Annotated in this window: 13 protein-coding genes and 6 tRNA genes; 3 read left to right on the top strand and 16 right to left on the bottom strand. The window is 31.0% G+C overall.

Going from position 1 to position 18,505, the window contains the following annotated elements; all coding sequences use genetic code 11:
• Positions 1–186: 186 nt before the first annotated feature.
• Positions 187–1,224: a ketol-acid reductoisomerase gene (gene ilvC, locus VE128_01815; GenBank protein HZD84257.1), complete on the top strand. Its 1,038-nt coding sequence runs from the start codon at positions 187–189 to the stop codon at positions 1,222–1,224.
• On the opposite strand, the gene rpoC is transcribed toward ilvC, so the two are convergent.
• The 14 genes from rpoC to VE128_01745 form a co-directional block, all read right to left on the bottom strand.
• Complete coding sequence (gene rpoC / locus VE128_01810) at positions 1,221–5,411, bottom strand: DNA-directed RNA polymerase subunit beta' (GenBank protein ID HZD84256.1); 4,191 nt, start codon at positions 5,409–5,411, stop codon at positions 1,221–1,223. The genes ilvC and rpoC overlap by 4 nt on opposite strands.
• Positions 5,383–9,177, bottom strand: a complete 3,795-nt coding sequence (rpoB, locus tag VE128_01805) for a DNA-directed RNA polymerase subunit beta (protein HZD84255.1) — start codon at positions 9,175–9,177, stop codon at positions 5,383–5,385. The genes rpoC and rpoB overlap by 29 nt, the downstream gene beginning before the upstream one ends.
• Before the next feature lie 70 nt (positions 9,178–9,247).
• Positions 9,248–9,622, bottom strand: a complete 375-nt coding sequence (gene rplL, locus VE128_01800; GenBank protein ID HZD84254.1) for a 50S ribosomal protein L7/L12 — start codon at positions 9,620–9,622, stop codon at positions 9,248–9,250.
• An 11-nt stretch (positions 9,623–9,633) separates the two neighbouring features.
• A complete protein-coding gene (gene rplJ / locus VE128_01795; protein HZD84253.1) occupies positions 9,634–10,125 on the bottom strand; it encodes a 50S ribosomal protein L10 in 492 nt (163 codons plus the stop codon).
• Positions 10,126–10,794 (bottom strand): 50S ribosomal protein L1, encoded by a 669-nt coding sequence (gene rplA / locus VE128_01790; protein ID HZD84252.1) that lies wholly within the window; start codon positions 10,792–10,794, stop codon positions 10,126–10,128. It abuts the gene before it with no gap.
• A gap of 3 nt (positions 10,795–10,797) precedes the next feature.
• The gene (gene rplK, locus VE128_01785; GenBank protein HZD84251.1) at positions 10,798–11,232 is read right to left on the bottom strand and encodes a 50S ribosomal protein L11; all 435 of its coding nucleotides are present in this window, start codon (positions 11,230–11,232) and stop codon (positions 10,798–10,800) included.
• Between the two features lie 12 nt (positions 11,233–11,244).
• Positions 11,245–11,427 carry a preprotein translocase subunit SecE gene (locus VE128_01780; GenBank protein HZD84250.1) on the bottom strand — a complete coding sequence of 61 codons (183 nt, stop codon included), beginning with the start codon at positions 11,425–11,427 and terminating at the stop codon, positions 11,245–11,247.
• A gap of 17 nt (positions 11,428–11,444) precedes the next feature.
• Positions 11,445–11,517 (bottom strand) — tRNA-Trp (locus tag VE128_01775).
• A gap of 5 nt (positions 11,518–11,522) precedes the next feature.
• Entirely contained in the window at positions 11,523–12,710 is a 1,188-nt protein-coding gene (gene tuf, locus VE128_01770) for an elongation factor Tu (GenBank protein ID HZD84249.1), read from the bottom strand.
• Positions 12,711–12,727: 17 nt separating this feature from the next.
• Positions 12,728–12,801, bottom strand: a tRNA-Thr gene (locus VE128_01765).
• 2 nt (positions 12,802–12,803) lie between these two features.
• A tRNA-Gly gene (locus VE128_01760) sits at positions 12,804–12,879 on the bottom strand.
• Positions 12,880–12,889: 10 nt separating this feature from the next.
• A tRNA-Tyr gene (locus VE128_01755) sits at positions 12,890–12,972 on the bottom strand.
• 5 nt (positions 12,973–12,977) lie between these two features.
• Positions 12,978–13,050: transfer RNA gene (locus VE128_01750), tRNA-Thr, on the bottom strand.
• Between the two features lie 14 nt (positions 13,051–13,064).
• Positions 13,065–13,265: a hypothetical protein gene (locus VE128_01745; protein HZD84248.1), complete on the bottom strand. Its 201-nt coding sequence runs from the start codon at positions 13,263–13,265 to the stop codon at positions 13,065–13,067.
• Between VE128_01745 and VE128_01740 the strand changes: the two genes are divergently transcribed.
• Together VE128_01740 and pheT are read left to right on the top strand one after the other, a co-directional pair.
• Positions 13,230–13,302, top strand: a tRNA-Met gene (locus VE128_01740). The two genes, VE128_01745 and VE128_01740, sit on opposite strands and share 36 nt — an antisense overlap.
• Positions 13,303–13,620: 318 nt before the next feature.
• Positions 13,621–15,657 (top strand): phenylalanine--tRNA ligase subunit beta, encoded by a 2,037-nt coding sequence (gene pheT / locus VE128_01735; protein ID HZD84247.1) that lies wholly within the window; start codon positions 13,621–13,623, stop codon positions 15,655–15,657.
• An 8-nt stretch (positions 15,658–15,665) separates the two neighbouring features.
• Here pheT and VE128_01730 read toward each other — a convergent pair whose 3' ends face one another.
• Together VE128_01730 and secD are read right to left on the bottom strand one after the other, a co-directional pair.
• Positions 15,666–15,833 (bottom strand): twin-arginine translocase TatA/TatE family subunit, encoded by a 168-nt coding sequence (locus VE128_01730; protein ID HZD84246.1) that lies wholly within the window; start codon positions 15,831–15,833, stop codon positions 15,666–15,668.
• Positions 15,834–15,841: 8 nt separating this feature from the next.
• Entirely contained in the window at positions 15,842–18,505 is a 2,664-nt protein-coding gene (secD, locus tag VE128_01725) for a protein translocase subunit SecD (protein ID HZD84245.1), read from the bottom strand.

Raw genomic sequence — 18,505 nt, 5'->3', positions numbered from 1 at the left:
TTCTTAAGTTCTACTTGAAAAGGATTAGGATAACGAGGATACTCCTCACCTGAGACTATAGTATTTTCGTTAGCATCTAGAAAAATATGAGAAGATCCATAAAATGCATTTCTAGCAGAGGAATATGGTATGAGCTCCTTATCCTTAACTCCTTAAAAAGGATCAGAGATCATAATTATGATAAAAATGAAAATAAAATTTGGCTCTATAGAAGAAAATATCATTACTAGAAAAGAATTTTCCTTGACTAAAGCCAAAGAAATATTGAAAAATGAAACCATATCTGTTTTAGGATATGGGGTACAAGGCCCCGGACAAGCACTTAATTTAAGAGATAATGGTATATCTGTTATTATTGGACAACGATGCAACTCCGTTTCTTGGGAAAGAGCTATCCAAGATGGATGGGTAGATGGAGAAACCTTATTTACTTTAGAAGAAGCAGCAGAAAAAGGGACTATATTAATGTTTTTATTGTCAGATGCTGGCCAAATTTCTACATGGCCAAAAATTAAAAAATATTTAAAAAAAGGCAAATCCCTGTATTTCTCTCATGGATTTGGTTTAACCTTTCAAGATCAAACTAACATTCTCCCACCTAAAGATATTGATATTTTTATGGTAGCTCCAAAAGGATCTGGAACGAGTGTAAGAAATCTTTTTCTTGATGGAAAAGGAATCAATGCTAGTTATGCTATTTATCAGGATTATAGTGGAAGAGCTTTAGAGAAAACTCTAGCAATAGGTATTTCCATAGGTTCTGGATACTTATTTGAGACAAGTTTTAAGAAGGAAGTGTATTCAGATTTAACAGGGGAAAGAGGAACATTAATGGGAGCCATTCAAGGAATTTTTGCTGCACAATATCAAGTCTTGCGTGAAAATGGCCATTCTCCTTCAGAAGCATTTAATGAAACTGTGGAAGAGTTTACACAGAGTCTAGTACCATTAATTGGAGAGAATGGAATGGATGGGATGTATGCAAATTGCTCTACTACTGCACAAAGAGGAGCTCTTGATTGGTGGAAAAAATTTAGAGATGTAACTTTGCCAATTTTTAAAGAGTTATACCAATCAGTTCTAAATGGAAACGAAGCACAAAGGGTTATAAAAGCCAATAGTATACCTAATTATAGGAATCTTTTAAAGAAAGAATTAAAAGAACTAAGTGAAAGCGAATTATGGAAAACCGGATCTTCTTTATTACGTCTTAGACCATATTAAAAGTCTAGATCATAAATACCAGTTCCAGTAGGAGGTTTATGCCCAACAATAACATTCTCCTTAAGCCCCTTCAAATGATCAGTTTTGCAACGTACAGCTGCTTCACATAAAACTTTTGTTGTTTCTTGAAAAGAAGCAGCAGAAATAAACGATTTTTTTTGTAAAGAAGCCCTCGTAATTCCTTGCAATATTGGTTTTGCAATTGCAGGAATTGCAATTCTAGTTTTAAGAACCTTTTTCTTTTGGAGGATTAAATACTTATTTTCTTCTTGCAATTCATAATAGGAAATCAACTGACCAACTTTAAATAATTCTGAATCTCCGGAATCTACGACAATTTTCATTTTTAAAATTTTTTCATTTTCTTCAATGAAATCATCCTTATATTCTATACTTCCCTCTATAAATTTTGTATCTCCGGAATTTAGAATTTCTACTTTTCGCATCATTTGTCGTACAATGATTTCAAAATGTTTGTCATTAATTTTAACCCCTTGTAATCGATATACCTCTTTAATTTCTTGTACTAAATATTTTTGAACTGCTCTAGATCCCAAAATCTTTAGAATATCATTTACAGAAATATCTCCATCTGATAAAGGAGCTCCAGCTTTTACAGAATCATTATTCTGAACCAAAATTTGTTTGGATAGTTTAATGAGATATTTTTTTACAACTCCAGTATTAGATAGAATCATAATTTCTCTATATCCTTTATTGATTTCCCCAATCCTTACCAAGCCATCTATCTCAGAGATTACAGCTGAATTAGAAGGATTTCGAGCTTCAAACATTTCTGATAAACGAGGGAATCCTCCCGTTATGTCACTAAATTTAGAGTAAGTATTGGGAACTTTAACTAATATTTTACCTTGTTTAATTTTATCTCCATTGTTTACCTGTAAATGTGCACCTATAGGTAGGTTATAAACTTTTAATTCTTCAGAGCCTACAATTTTCAAAGATGGAATGATGTTTTTTTGGCTGAATTCAGAAATTACTTTTTCTTGAAACCCAGTCTGTTCATCACATTCTACATTGTAAGTCAATCCAGGTTCTATGCAATCATAAACGACCGTTCCAGATATTTCCGAAATAATAACTTCGTTATATGGATCCCAACTGCATATTTTTGTTCCTTTCTTGATTTGGTCTCCATTATTAACGTATAAATTAGATCCGTATGGAATATTATTAGACATAATCACTTCTCCATTTTTATCAAGAATCCTTAACTCAGAGGAACGAGATATTACTACTAATTTTTTAGCCCCCGATTCCTTTTTCGATTCGACAGTTTGAATCTCTAAAAATTCCACTACACCTTCACCTCTTGCATAAATTTTAGAGGCTTCAGAAATATTTAAGGCCGAACCTCCAACATGAAAGGTTCGCAATGTTAGTTGCGTTCCAGGTTCTCCGATAGACTGAGCAGCAATAACACCTACAGATTCACCAACTTTTACAATATCTCCATTAGAAAGATCGCACCCATAACATTTAGCGCATATTCCTTCTTTAGAATCACAAGTTAAAGGGGATCTGACATTAACAGAGTCAATTCCAGATTTTTCTATTTTTATAGCAGATTCTTCGCTAATCATTTCTCCAGATGTAACTAATAAAATATTAGTTTTAGGATCAGAAACATCATTTAGTGAAATTCTACCTAAAATTCTAGAAGACAATGGTTCAATAATTTCCTCGTTTTTTTTAAAAGCGTAAATTTTTAGACCTATTAGAGTAGAGCAATCTTTTTCTTTAATGATAACATCTTGAGCTACATCTACTAATTTACGGGTCATATATCCTGCTTCTGCTGTTTTTAAAGCGGTATCAGCTAATCCTTTTCTAGCTCCATGTGTTGAGATAAAGTATTCCCAAATTGACAAACCTCCTAAAAAATTTGATAGAATGGGATTTTCTATAATTTCTCTATTTTTAGATCCGCTTTTTTTAGGTTTAGTCATTAATCCTCGCATACCGGAAATTTGTCTAATCTGTTCAGTAGAACCTCTAGCCCCAGAATCAAGCATCATATAAACGTTATTAAATCCATGTTGATCCTCTTTCATTTTTTTTATGACCTTCTCAGTCAGAAAAGTGTTTGCATTACTCCAAACATCTATCACCTTATGATAACGTTCATTGTTTGAAATCAATCCCATGTTATAGTTTTTTTGAATTTCATCTACCTTAGAAAAAGCTTTTTTCATTATTTTCTCTTTATCTTCTGGAATAATGATATCTCCTAAACTAAAAGATAATCCTCCCTTAAAAGAATGATAAAAACCAAGTTCTTTAATTTCATCTAAAAATTTAGATGTGGTTGAAACATCAGTTATCTTTAGAATTTTTCCTATGATATATCGTAAAGATTTCTTTGTCAACAATTCATTAACGAATCCGACGTTATTGGGTACGACTTTATTAAATAATACTCTTCCAGTAGTAGTTTCTACCAATTTTTCTACATTACGAACCTTAACTCTGATAGAAGCATGTAAATCGATTATTTTATTATAGTAAGCAATTTGAACTTCTTCTGGAGACGAAAATGTCCAACCATTTCCTTTCAGTTTTCGGTCAGATGGAGCTATTTTAGTCATATAATACAAACCCAAAATCATATCTTGAGAAGGAACAGTAATTGGGTCTCCATTCGATGGATTCAAAATATTCTGAGAAGATAGCATGATTAATTGAGCTTCTAATATAGCACCTGGTGATAATGGTAAATGTACAGCCATTTGATCTCCATCAAAATCAGCATTAAAAGCTGCGCAAACTAAAGGATGCAGTAATATCGCCCTTCCTTCTAAAAGAATGGGCTGAAACGCCTGAATCCCTAATCTGTGCAAAGTAGGAGCCCGGTTTAGCAAAACAGGGTGTCCTTTTATAACATTTTCTAAAATTTCCCAGATAAATAGTAATCTTTGATCTATAACTTTTTTTGCTGATTTTACTGTTTTAACGATTCCTCTTTCTAGAATTTTCCTAATTAGAAAAGGTTTATAAATCTCAGCTGCAATTTCTTTGGGAAGTCCACATTCATGCAACTTAAGTTTGGGACCAACGACAATAACAGAACGAGCTGAATAATCTACACGCTTTCCTAAAAGATTTTGTCTAAATCTTCCTTGTTTTCCTTTCAAAGAGTCCGAAATAGATTTAAGAGGTCTATTTGCTTCAGATTTCATAGAATAAACTTTCTTAGAATTATCGAAAAGAGCATCTGCAGCTTCCTGTAACATTCTTTTTTCGTTTCTAATAATAACTTCTGGTGCCTCTATTTCTATAAGACGTTTTAACCGGTTGTTTCTAAGTATTAAACGTCTATAAAGGTCAATTAAATCAGATGTTGCATAACGTCCTCCTTCTAAAGGAACAATAGGACGTAAATCCGGTGGAATAACTACCAATTTTTCAATAACCATCCAAGATGGATCTGATCCTTTCTTTTTTCCTTCAATAAAAGCTTCCATAAGCTGTAAGCGTTTTAAGATTTCTTTCCGACTACTTTCAGGTTCCTGAAATATTTTACTACGTAGTTTTTGGTATATAGAGTCAATATCTAAACGAATTAGCAGATCTTTTAAAGATTCAGCTCCCATTTTAGCTATAAACTTTTCAGTATTGCTATCTTCTAAATATTTATTTTCTAGGGGTAAATTTTCTAAAATAGATAAATATTCTTCTTCAGTTAGAAGATCTAAATATTTTACAGGGGAGCCATCAAGTCTTTTCGCAATTCCAGGATTTATTACCAAAAAACGTTCATAATATATGATCATATCTACCTTTTTTGAAGGCAACCCAAGTAAATTTCCAATTTTATTGGGAGAAGATCTGAAAAACCAGATATGAACAACTGGAACAACTAAATTAATGTGTCCAATTCGTTCTCTACGAACCTTTTTTTCAGAAACTTCTACTCCACATCTCTCACATGTAATTCCTTTATATCTAATCCTTTTATACTTTCCGCATGAACATTCATAATTCTTAATTGGTCCGAAAATTTTCTCGCAAAATAACCCTCCAATTTCAGGTTTATGCGTACGATAATTTATCGTTTCAGGTTTAAGAACTTCACCATTGGATTCTTGTAAAATAGATTCTGTAGATGCAATCCCAAGAGTAATACTTCTGAATTTTTTATTTATTTTCATCGTCAAAAGAAACATTAAAACCTAATCCTTTAAGCTCATTACATACAACTTTAAAAGATTCAGGAACACCTGGTTCTGGAATTTCTTCACCTTTAACAATAGATTCATAAGTCTTTGAACGACCAGGAATATCATCCGATTTAACTGTAAGCATTTCTTGTAAAATATTGCTTACTCCAAAAGCTTCTAGAGCCCAAACTTCCATTTCACCAAATCTCTGTCCTCCGAATTGAGCTTTTCCACCCAAAGGTTGCTGGGTAATAAGGGAATAAGGTCCAATTGACCTTGCGTGTATTTTATCATCCACCATATGACCAAGTTTAAGCATGTAAATAACCCCAACAGTAATAGTTTGGTCAAATCTCTCTCCAGTTTCTCCATCAAAAAGATAAACTTTTCCCAAACGGGGAATTCCTGCTTGATCTGTACATTTATTAATTTTCTCCAGGTTAGGTCCTTCGAAAATAGGAGAAGAAAACTTTATTCCTAGTTTATCTCCGGCCCATCCTAAAATAGTTTCATATATTTGCCCTATATTCATTCTAGATGGAACTCCTAAGGGATTTAAAACCATATCAACCCTGCTTCCATCTTCTAAGAAAGGCATGTCTTCATCTCGAACAATATAAGCGACCACACCTTTATTCCCATGCCGTCCAGACATTTTATCCCCTACTTTCAATTTTCTCTTTTTAGCAATAGAAATTTTAGCAACTTTTCTAATTCCAGAAGGTAATTCATCCCCTAAAATAATAGAAATTTTTTCCTTTTTCAAATTTTTTTGCAAATCTATCATTTTTATTCTGTAATTATGCAAAATTTCTTCTATTAATGAATTTTTCTTTTCATTATAAGTCCAATTTCCATTTAGGGACGAATATTCCTGTATACTATTTAATAGATCTAGGGAAAATTTTTTTCCCTTTGGAAGTATTTCACTTTCAAAGAAATCGTAAACTCCTTGAGAAATTTCATTCTTCACTAAAACTAAAAGTTTTTGAATGAGTTTTTCTCTCAATTTAGAGAAAGAATTTTTATATTTTATTTCAATATTTTTTACTTCTTTTTTTTCCCAATCTATAGATTTATTATCCGGATTTTTACTATAAAAAAGTTTGGTATCAATTACTACTCCATCTAGAGATGGGTCAGCTCTTAAAGAAGTATCTTTAACAGATACGGACTTTTCTCCGAAAATTATCCTAAGAAGTTTTTTTTCAGGTGAAGAATCAGATCCTATTTTAGGGGTTATCTTTCCAACCAGAATATAACCTGGTTTTACTTCAGAACCTATTCGTATAATTCCATTTTCATCTAGATTTTTTATCATATATTCGTTTACATGAGGAATGAAACTAGTGAATTCTTCCATTCCGGATCTAGTATCTCTTAATTCTAAGGAATATTCCTCAATATGAATAGACGTAAACCAATCTTCCCTAACTACCTTTTCAGAAATTACGATAGCATCTTCAAAATTATATCCTTTTAAAGGCATGAAAGCCACTTTTAAATTACGGCCTAAAGCTAATTCTTTCTTATCAGTGGAATATCCATTACAAAGTATTTCTCCTTTTTTTACTTTCATTCCACTCCTAACTAAAGGTTTTATCGTTATACAAGTATTTTGATTAGTTTTTCTAAATTTAATGAGGTTATATATTTTTACTTCTGGATCTGGATCAAAAAGTACGAATTTTTCTTCTTCACTTCTTTCATAACGAATGTTAATTTTATTTGCGTCAACGTATTCAATAATTCCATCTTTTTCAGCCCTAATAAACATTCGAGAATCTTTGACCACATCTTTTTCTATTCCAGTTCCAACAATAGGGGCTTTAGGTTCTAACAAAGGAACGGCTTGTCTCATCATATTAGATCCCATTAAAGCTCTATTAGCATCATTGTGTTCAAGAAATGGAATAAGTGAAGCTGATATTGAAGCAATTTGATTTGAAGCAATGTCCATGTAATTTACCTCTTCTGGTTTTACTTTAATAAAATCCCCATTTTTTCTAGAATAAACTATATCAGAAGTTATACAACCATAAGAATTTATCGGAGTCATTACTTGAGCAATTACTTTTCCGTATTCTTCTTCAGCTCCTAAAAAAACCGGTTTTTCCAAAAAATTTACTTTTCCATCTAATACCCTCCAATATAGAGTTTCTATAAATCCCATTTCATTGACTTTAGCGAAAGTAGAAAGGGAGGATATTAGTCCAATGTTTGGTCCTTCTGGACTCTCTATTGGACATAAACGAGCATAATGAGAGTAGTTAACGTCCCGTACTTCAAACCCAGCTCGTTCCCTAGATAAACCTCCAGGTCCAAGTGAGGATAATCTTCTTTTATGAGTCATCTCAGATAGAATATTAGTTTGATCCATTAACTGAGAAAGCGGATTAGTTCCAAAAAAAGTGTTAATTTTGGACGAAAAAATTTTAGGATTGATTAGATCTACAGGAGTAAACCCCTCCTTCTCTAGAAGATTCATTTTTTCTCTAATTCCTCTTGTAATTCTAGTAAGCACAATCCTAAATAAATGATCAAGTTGTTCTCCTGTAGTTCTTACTCTCCGATTAGATAGATGATCTATATCATCTATTTCTCTTTTAGAGTTAAATAAATCATTTAAATAATGGATTATTGCGATAATATCCTCTTTTGTTAGAATATGGCAATTTAGATCAATATTTACCTTTAAACGTCTATTTAGCCTATCTCTGCCAACAGCTCCTAAAGAATATCTTGAAAAGAAAAGCTTTTCTATAACGCTAAGAGCAGTTTCTTTATACGTAGGTTCAGAGTTCTTTAACTGCTTATATATGTATTTCAAAGCTTCTTTTTTAGAATTAGTCTGATCTCTTTGAAGAGTATTATAAATTATAGAATAATCCTTTCTATCTACTCTATAGAGAAGAACGCTACTTAACCCCATTTCTAGAATTTTATCAATATGTTCTTGTTCTATTATAATATTTCTATCCAAAATGATTTCATTGCGTTCCACATAAAAAAACTCTCCAGTATCTTCGTAAACAAAAGACTCATACCAGGTTTTCAATAGACGAGAAGCAAGAACTCTATTTAGAATTTTATGAATATTCGTATTCGTAATTTGTAAATTTTCAGCTAAATGAAATAACTCCAATATGTCTTTATCTTTTTCATATCCAAATGAACGTAAAAGTGTTGTAATAGGGAGTTTTTTCTTTCTATCAATATAAGCATATAGAACGTTATTAATATCAGTAGAAAATTCTATCCATAATCCCTTTAATGGAATAACCCTTGCAGAATACAACTGTTTTCCATTTGAATGATAAGATTTTCCAAAAAAAATTCCCGGAGAACGATGTAGTTGTGAAACTATAATTCTTTCAGATCCGTTAAAAATAAAAGATCCAGTTGGTGTTATGTAGGGAAAGGTTCCTACATAAACTTCTTGACAAATTGTTTCGAAATATTTTTCAATATCCGTACGGTATAATTTAAGCTGAGCTTTTAATGAGACACTGTATGTAATCCCTCTTTCAATACACTCTTTTATAGAAAATATAGGAGGATCTATAGAATAATCTAAAAATTCCAAAACGTAATTATTTTTTCCATCTGAAATAGGAAAAATTTCCGTAAATACTTTATACAAAACTTCATTTTTCCTAATTAAGGGTGTGGAATTTAATTGGAACAATTTATGGTATGATTCCAGCTGAATACTAAGAAAGTTAGGATATTCTACATTTTTTTTTACTGAAGAGAAACTACTCCTTTCCATAGGACATATTATTTTTTAATTTTTTATTTTAAAACTAAATATAGAATAAAAATGTTTTTCATAATTATAATTATAGTAATTCTACTTCAGCTCCGGCTTCTTCAAGCTTCTTTTTTATTTTTTCAGCTTCTTCTTTGCCTACGTCATTTTTGACAACTCCATTTGGAGCAGATTCCACTAAATCCTTAGATTCTGTAAGTGTTTTTCCAGTAATTTCTTTAACTAATTTGATCAATTTTAGCTTGGAAACCCCAATTGATTTAATTACTATATCGAAAACAGATTTTTCCACTTTTTGGTCAACTTTTTGTTCAGAGGAAGTTCCTGAAAAAGCTAAGTTTGCAGGTTCAATCCCATATTTTTTTTTTAAAAAATTGATCAATTCATTTACCTCTTTTACGGTTAAATTTACGAATTTTTCTGCTAATTTCTCTATTTCTTCCATTATTTAATTTTTTAAACTAAATGTGCTAGAAAATGAAGAATACTAGATACTCCAGATTGGATTATAGAAAGTAAGCTTTTTAAAGGGGTTTGTAAAAGATTTAGGGCTTCTTTGAGTAATTCCTCCCTGGATTTAATGTTAGCCAATACTTCAAAATTTTCATCCCCTATGTAAAAGGATTCCTCCACATAAGCCCCTTTTAAAAGAAGTTGGGTACGAAAATTTTTCATTATTCTTATTGTTTTATTCCCAGGTTCTGCCGAAATCAAAGCTGTTCCTCCCTTAAGTAAATTATAAAACGGATTAAAATTTTTTTTCAGAGCTTTTTTTAGTAAGGTATTTTTTACTAACTGTATCTTTACTTGAGCCTCAAGTAGGCTTTTTCTTAAATGAAAAACTTCTTTAGCATTTAATCCAGAAATATCTACAATATAAATAGATTTTTTTTCAGATAAAATAGTTTCCAACGATTCTATAAACTCTTTTTTTTTCTTTCTTGTCATTTATATCTTTTTTGGATCTATCGAGATTCCAGGCCCCATTGTATTTGATAAATAAATACTCTTTATGGGTTTAAAACGATTTAAAGTCTGAATTAATACTTGCGCATTCTCTTTAATTTTTTTAGTAGAAAAAGAAACTTTTCCAATGCTTGCATTAACTATTCCATATCTATCTGATAGGAAATTTATTTTTCCAGATTTTATTTCACGAATAGCCTTTCCAGGCGATAGAGTAACAGTTCCTGATTTAGGATTTGGCATTAACCCTCTAGGTCCAAGAATACGTCCCAATATCCCTAACTTAGGCAAAAGGGATGGCATAGTGACAATTATATCGAAATCTACCCATCCTTCTCTAATTTTAGAGAGGTATTCTTCTAAACCTACATAATCAGCTCCAGATTCTTTAGCTTCCTTGTTTTTTTCCGGTGGAACCAAGGCTAATACATCTATTCTCTTACCTCTACCATGTGGTAGAAAAACGACTCCACTAATCATATGATTAGTTTTTTTGGTATCAATACTTAAACGAACGGATATATCTACTGAAGCATTAAATCTAACAAAAGACGTTTTTTTAACTAATTTAGATGCTTCTTCAAGATTATATTGCTTATAAAAATCTATCTTTTTCCGTATTTCCTTTTGCTTTTTAGATATCTTTTTCACGTTTTAGTTTATTTCAATCCCCATGGATCTTGCTGTACCCTTTATCATAGACATAGCTGATTTAAGCGTAAAACAATTTAAATCAGACATTTTTATTTCAGCAATTTTTTTTACCTGATTCCAGTCAATTTCCCCTATTTTATATCTATTAGGCTCTTTAGAGCCTTTCTTCAGTTTTACTGCTTCTAAAAGAAGAAGTGATATTGGAGGTTTTTTTATTACAAAATCAAAAGTTTTATCCTCAAAAACAAAAATTACGACAGGACAAATTTGTCCTTTTCTCTCTTTAGTACGAGAATTGAATTGTTTACAAAATTCCATAATATTCACACCAGAACTTCCCAAAATAGGCCCAATTGGAGGAGAAGGATTCGCAGATCCTCCAATTATTTTTTCTATCCTAAGCCTTTTTATTACTTTTTTAAATTTAAAAGTCATTCTGAAAATATGTTAAAAAAGTTTTTGGAGAATCCAGATAAATATTTCATCTATAAAATGTAAGATAAAAGAGAAAAAAATTGTAGAAATAGATATTTTTAAAACAAAATAATATAATTTATTCCATTTTGGCAAAGTTACATTTTCGATGAATTCTTCATATATTCCTAATATGAAGTTTTTTATTTTTTTCATAAAAGATGGAATAAATGCACAGGTGGTAAGATTCGAACTTACGTAACCCGGTTTTGGAGACCGGTGCTTTACCAACTAAGCTACACCCGTTATTACTATTTCAAAATTTTTGTTACTTGTCCTGCCCCTACTGTCCTACCACCTTCACGGATAGCAAATCTAAGTCCTTCATTTAGTGCAACAGTATGGTGTAATCTGACCTCAATTGAGAGATTATCCCCAGGAATAACCATTTCTACTCCTTTGGGTAGGGTAACTTCTCCAGTAACATCTGTTGTTCTGAAATAAAATTGAGGTCTATAATTGTTATGAAATGGAGTATGCCTACCTCCTTCTTCTTTGGTAAGAATATAAACTTCTGCGATGAATAGGCAATGAGGTGTTATAGATCCAGGTACAGCAATTACCATTCCACGACATACTTGTTCTTTATTTACTCCACGTAATAGAAGCCCTACATTATCTCCAGCTTGAGCATTTTCTAGAATTTTTCTATGCATTTCTATTCCTGTTACTGTTGTAGATAATTTTTCTGCATTCAAACCTATAAGCTCGACGGTATCCCCTATTTTACAGATACCAGTTTCAACTCTCCCTGTACAAACCGTCCCCCTTCCTGTTATAGTAAATACATCTTCTACAGGTAACAAGAAAGGTTTATCTATATTTCTAACGGGTTCAGGCATGTAATCATCAACTGACTGAACAAGTTCCCAAATTTTTTCTTTCCATTTAGGGTCTCCATTAAGAGCACCTAAAGCAGATCCTTTAATTATGGGTACATTATCTCCATCATAGTCATATCTGGATAACAATTCTCGTATTTCCATTTCGACCAATTCCAGAATTTCTGGATCATTTACCATGTCTGTTTTATTGATAAAAGGAATAATTGCAGGAACTCCAACTTGACGTGCAAGCAATATATGCTCTCTTGTTTGAGGCATTGGGCCTTCAGTTGCTGATACAACAAGTATTGCGCCATCCATTTGAGCCGCACCTGTAACCATATTCTTTATATAATCTGCATGTCCCGGACAATCTACATGAGTATAATGACGTTTTTTTGTTTCGAATTCTATATGAGTAGTATTTATCGTAATTCCTCGAGCTTTTTCTTCTGGAGCATTATCGATTTCTTCAAAACTCTTTGCTTGCGCTAATCCTTCTTCAGCTAAAACCACAGTAATAGCAGTTGCCGTTGTGGATTTTCCATGATCTACATGTCCTATCCCACCTGTCGTAAAATTTGGCTTATTTCGTTTAAAAATTTCCTTTGCCATAAATAGAATTTTTATTAAGCCGAATGACGGGAATTGAACCCGTGCCCTCTTTCTTACCAAGAAAGCGCTCTTCCATCTGAGCTACATCGGCTATGGAGCGGGAGGCGGGATTCGAACCCGCTACTTTCAACTTGGAAGGATGACGCTCTACCATATGAGCTACTCCCGCATATAGGGTATAGGGAGAGCAGGATTCGAACCTGCGTAGACATTTGTCAACAGATTTACAGTCTGCCCTCTTAAGCCACTTGAGTATCTCCCCTAAAGAGCCGAAGGAAGGAATCGAACCCTCGCCCCGAGATTACAAATCACGTGCTCTAACCAACTGAGCTACATCGGCTATCATCTTTTTTACTAATATAGCAATTTTGGATAAAAACATGTAGTAAAAAAATTACTGAAAAATGAATAAAAAAAATAAAGAATTTTTGATGATTGAATATAATCATATAATTTTATATTTTTAATAAATATAATATATTTTAAAAAATATATAATAATTTTTAAATTATTTTTAATGGCGTGATAGCTCAGATGGAAGAGCTTCGGATTCATAAACCGAAGGGCGGTGGTTCGATTCCACCTCACGCTACAAAAGCCCAGCTCTAAAATGCTTACTCTCCACATATGCTCACCTTCTAGTATAAGGTACTAAATCTAATCAGAAATCTCAATTTAAACATTAATCAAAATTATTCTTTAATAATAAACTTATTGAAGTTACATATCCAGATTATTAATTAACTCAATTAAACGCCTATTCTAAAAATGTCTTAGATATAAAGCCTGTTTATACAAATTTCTGATCTAAAAAGATAAGTATTGAAATGACTGAACCAAATATAGCAGGGTTTTTAACTTATGCTCGTTATGCTTATTTACCTAAATCCTTTAATTTAAATAATTTATGATGAAAATATCTTATAAATGGCTAAAAAATTATCTAAAAAGTAGTTTAGATATTCAAAAAATATCAGAAGTTTTAACTGACATAGGATTAAATGTGGAAAGAATCGAAGAAAATGAAAATATAGAAATTGAATTTCCCCCTAATTGCTTTTACTCAATGAGCCATTACGGAATCGCTAGAGATCTTTATGTTGCTTTAACATTTAGAGGATTTAAAGTTAAATTAATAAAACCTCCAATAATTGATTGTAAAATGGATAAAAAATATGATTTCAGCGTTTACTTGGAAGAAGGAAGAAAATGTTTACGATATTCTTGTATGGTATTTTCTGGAGTAAAAGTAACTTCCTCTCCAAAATGGATGCAGAATTATTTGAAATCTATTGGATCAATTCCAATAAACAATATTATTGATATTACAAATTTTGTAATGCATGAAATAGGACAACCACTCCAAGCCTTTGATGCTGACCTAATAAAAAGTAGAAAGATTAGGATTAAATCCCCCAAAAAAAATGTCTTATTCGAAACGTTTAATGGATCTATAAAAAAATTGGATACTGATGACTTAGTCATTTTTGATGGACAAACTCCTATATGTATTGCTGGAATACTTGAAAGTGCACATTATACAGTGGGACCTAGAAGTAAAAATATATTTATTGAGAGTGCTTATTTTGATCCAATTAGCATCCGTAAAAGTGCTAAAAAACACGGATTAAATACTGAATATTCTTTTCGCTTTGAACGAGGAGTAGATCCAGATAATACCGTTAACGGGATTAAACGAGCAGCTTTAATGATACAGGAATTTGGAAAAGGAAAAATTTCGTCAGAAATCATTGATATATATCCTTATATTATCCCTAACTTTGAAGTTATTTTTCGACCTCAAAAAATAAATACTTTTTTTGGGGGTAAAATTTCTGAAAAAGAAACAAAAAAAATTTTAAAACTTCTAGAGATACAAATTCTTTCAGAATGTGGAAATTTATGGAAACTTTCAATTCCACCTTATCGTTTCAATCTTAGATGGGAAGAAGATATTATAGAAGAAATCCTTCGTATTTATGGATATAATCGTATTCCAAATTATGGAAAAAAAAATTTTTCAATATCAATAAAAGATATTTCATCAATAAAAGATATTTCTCTTAATATTGAAGGTAATGTTTCGAAATTATTAATTTCTAATGGTTTTTACGAAAGTATAAACCTGTCTTTTACAAAAAATGAAACTTCAAAGTACATGGAAAAGAAAGGAAAATCAGTGATAAAAATTGCGAACCCTTTGAATAAAGATATTTCGATAATGCGCTTCTCCCTATTATTTGGTCTTCTTGAAAATGTTGCTAATAACTTTCGCCGAAAAAACATGAACTTAAAATTTTTTGAATGGGGTAAAATTTACTATAAAGAGAAAAATAAATATTTAGAAGACCCTAGACTTGGGCTTATTTTTTCAGGAAGAAATATTGATTATTCTTTTTCTATAATGAAAGGAATTGTAGAACAAATACTTAAGATGGGGGGGCTGTATAAGAACTTAACCCAGATTATTATTTCAGATCATTTATTTTTTGAGAAAAGTATTTTAATAAAAAAAAAAGAACTTCCGATAGTGGAAATCGGTAAAGTAAATAAGCACTTAGTGAAAAAATTACATCTAAAAGTTTTTTATTCAGAATTTTTTTGGAAAAATTTTATGCTACTTATGAAGAAAAGAAGAGTTTTTTTCATAGAAGCTACAAAATATCCATTAGCAAAAAGAGATTTGTCTTTCTTTATCGACCATAGAATTTCTTTTGAACAACTTATTCAAGTTGTTAGATCAGAGGAAAAAAACTTTATTAAGAAAATAGAGGTTTTTGATGTTTATAAAGGAGAACAAGTACCAAAAGGTAAAAAATCTTATGCTTTCAGATTTTACATGGGCGATGAAAGGAAAACTTTGATAAACAGTGTAATTAATGAGACAATGGAAAAATTACAAGATAAATTTATAAAAAAATTAGGCGCAGAATTTAGATCCACTTAACAGTTTATCTATTCTTTGTAAATCTCTTCTTTGATTTCTTGAATAGCTTTTTGAATATATTTTACGCCCAACCCTAGGCTTCGGGCAATTTCTGGTATTTTTTTGGGACCAAAGATTAAAACAGCAAAAAATATAATAATGAAAGTATCCTCAGAACTAATAAATAATATTTCCATTTTCTTATTTATTTACGTAACTCATACATTAGTGTGGGAGATATAAATATTGAAGAATACGGAGCAACGATAATTCCAAAAAAAATAGCAAACATAAAGTTAGGCTTTCCTCCAAATAGGAAAATAATAAATAGGACAAAGACTCTAATTAAGTAGGTTTTAATGGTTCTACTTAAAGTTCTGCAAATTGCTTGATTGACTACATCATGAAAAGATATATTTTTCACTCTTCTAATTTCTCTTCTAATCCTATCATAGACAATTACTTTATCATTTATTGAATAAACAATGATAGTGAATATTGAGGCAATAAAAGATTGATCCATCTCTAAAGATAAAGGTAAAAATCCATAAAAAACTGAAAAAAATCCTAAAACTACAATAGAATCGTGAAAAAGAGAAATAACGGCAGCTAGACTGAATTCCCATCTTTCAAATCGTATGAATAGGTACGAAAAAATTACAAGTAAAGAAAATAAAACGGACAAAAAAGCTTTTTTACTAAGATACTTTGCTATTCCAACTTTTATAGAATATAAAATACCAAAAGATTTTTTAGTGTTTTTAAAGTTTTCGAAACTAAAATCTATTGGTAAATATGGCCTAAATACGGTATAAAGTTTTTTCGAAATTTCTTCCTCAACTTTAGGGCCTTCTTTATTTACTTTATATTTTGTCGTTATTTTTAATTTGTTTTTTCTACCAAAAGGGAGAATCTCCGGAATAGAATAAAACCCATTTTCAGATTCAGAAAAAAAACTCGATAATTTAGAAGAAATTTTTTCCAAATTTACTGATTGATTAAGCCTAACGATATAAGTTCTTCCCCCAATAAAATCCACTCCTAAATTTAATCCTCGAATAGCTAAAGAGTAAAAACTGATCCCTAGTAAAATTAGCGAAAATAGGTAAGCGAAAATACGCTTAGAGAGAAAATCCCATTGAAGAAAATATTCAGTTTCTAGACTAGAAAAAGAAATATATTTTTTTATGGTCAAGTGATTTTCGATAAACCATCTAGAAATACATAGAGAGGAAAATATAGAAGTAAAAATTCCAATAATTAACGTTATCGCAAATACTTTTATAGGCCCTTTTACCAAAAAAAATAAAATAATTCCAGTAAAAAGTGTGGTAATTTGTCCATCGATGATAGAAGATAAAGCACCTTTAAGGGTATAACTATTATTTATGGATTTACGGAAAGTTTTTCCTTTTTTAATATACTCCTTTATGTGTTCGTAACGTAAAATATTTTCATCCACATACCTAACTATGGTTAGAATTATCCCAGTTAAACCAGGCAATGAGAGAACCTCTCCAATAGAAATTAGAATACCGAAAATAAATAGTATATTAAAAATTAATGCAATATTTGCATAGAATCCAGCTGTTCTGTAAAAAAATATCATACAGAAGAAAACGAATACTAAAGCTACTAAAGAAGCGTTTATAATAGCTCTATGAGTTGGGCCTATCATTTCTGATATAATAATTTGCATTTTTGCAGGTAACCGACCTGAATTTAAAACATTCACTAGATCAGAGGCCATTTGTATATTGAAATTTACTGAAATTTGCGAATGTCCATTCGAAATTACGTAGTTCACCTTTGGTGCTGCATAAACTAAATCATCTAAAACGAGAGCGATGTTATTTCCTAGAGCTTTTCTAGTTAAGTTTTTCCAGAGAAAAGTACCTTTTTTATTCATCGTAATCTTTACGATTATTTCATTAAATAACCCTAAAGATATATTTGCATTAGTTATTACTCCTCCATCTAATGGAGAAGTTCCGTCAAATTCTGTTTGAATTGCGTATAATCCCAAAAAATTTCCTTTTCTTGATTTTAAACCTTTAGCAGACCACAAAAATTTAACATTTTTTAAATCTGGAGGTAAAAAAAATCTTGCCTTAGAACTGTTTAAAATTTTACTGACACGAATCGTATCTTTTATGTCAACCAAACCGATTAAGTTCCCATCTATATGAGAACTCTTTATATGATAACCTAATAGAGAAGAGTTTTTTTTAAAAATATGGTCTAAACTTCGAATATATGGTATAATCCGTTTTTTACTGCAAACTTCAAAAAATTGGAGTTTTGCGGGGATCTGCAATAATTTTTTTATACGTTCTGATTCCCTTAAAAAAGGAAACTCGACCAAAATACAAACTGAGTTTTCTATGCGTTGAATTTTAGCCTGAATCCCAAACCGATCCATTCTATATTGAAGAACCTTAGACGCAACGTCTATATACTCATCTACTTTTTTCCTTATTACCTTTTCAACTTCTTTGTCTGTACAATCAGAATTAATTTCATTAAGCAATTTTTTTTTTTCGAAAATTTCGGAGAGTTGGATACAGGATTTTTTCAGCTTTTTATTTTTTTTAAAAGCCTGAAAAAACAAAGAAAGATAATCCAATGATGGGCCTTTTTTATCAGCTTCTCTTAAAGAAGCTAAGAAAATATTATTTTGAGAATTCTCAGAAATATTCACCAAAAGATCTCGTTCAGAAATGAGCAAAATTACATTAATTCCTCCTTTTAGATCTAACCCTAGATACCTTCTATCCTGTTTGGAAGCTTTGTAAGTTAAACTTACGTAATACAAAGAAATTAACAAAAGAGTAATAGATACAAATGCCACAAAACCTTTTCCTCGCAT

It is taken from the genome of Candidatus Angelobacter sp., assembly GCA_035643775.1.
Lineage (GTDB): Bacteria > Bacteroidota > Bacteroidia > Flavobacteriales > Blattabacteriaceae > DASQPV01.
Note: the sequence above shows the minus strand (reverse complement) of the source record. Positions and strands in the feature narration are given on the sequence as shown.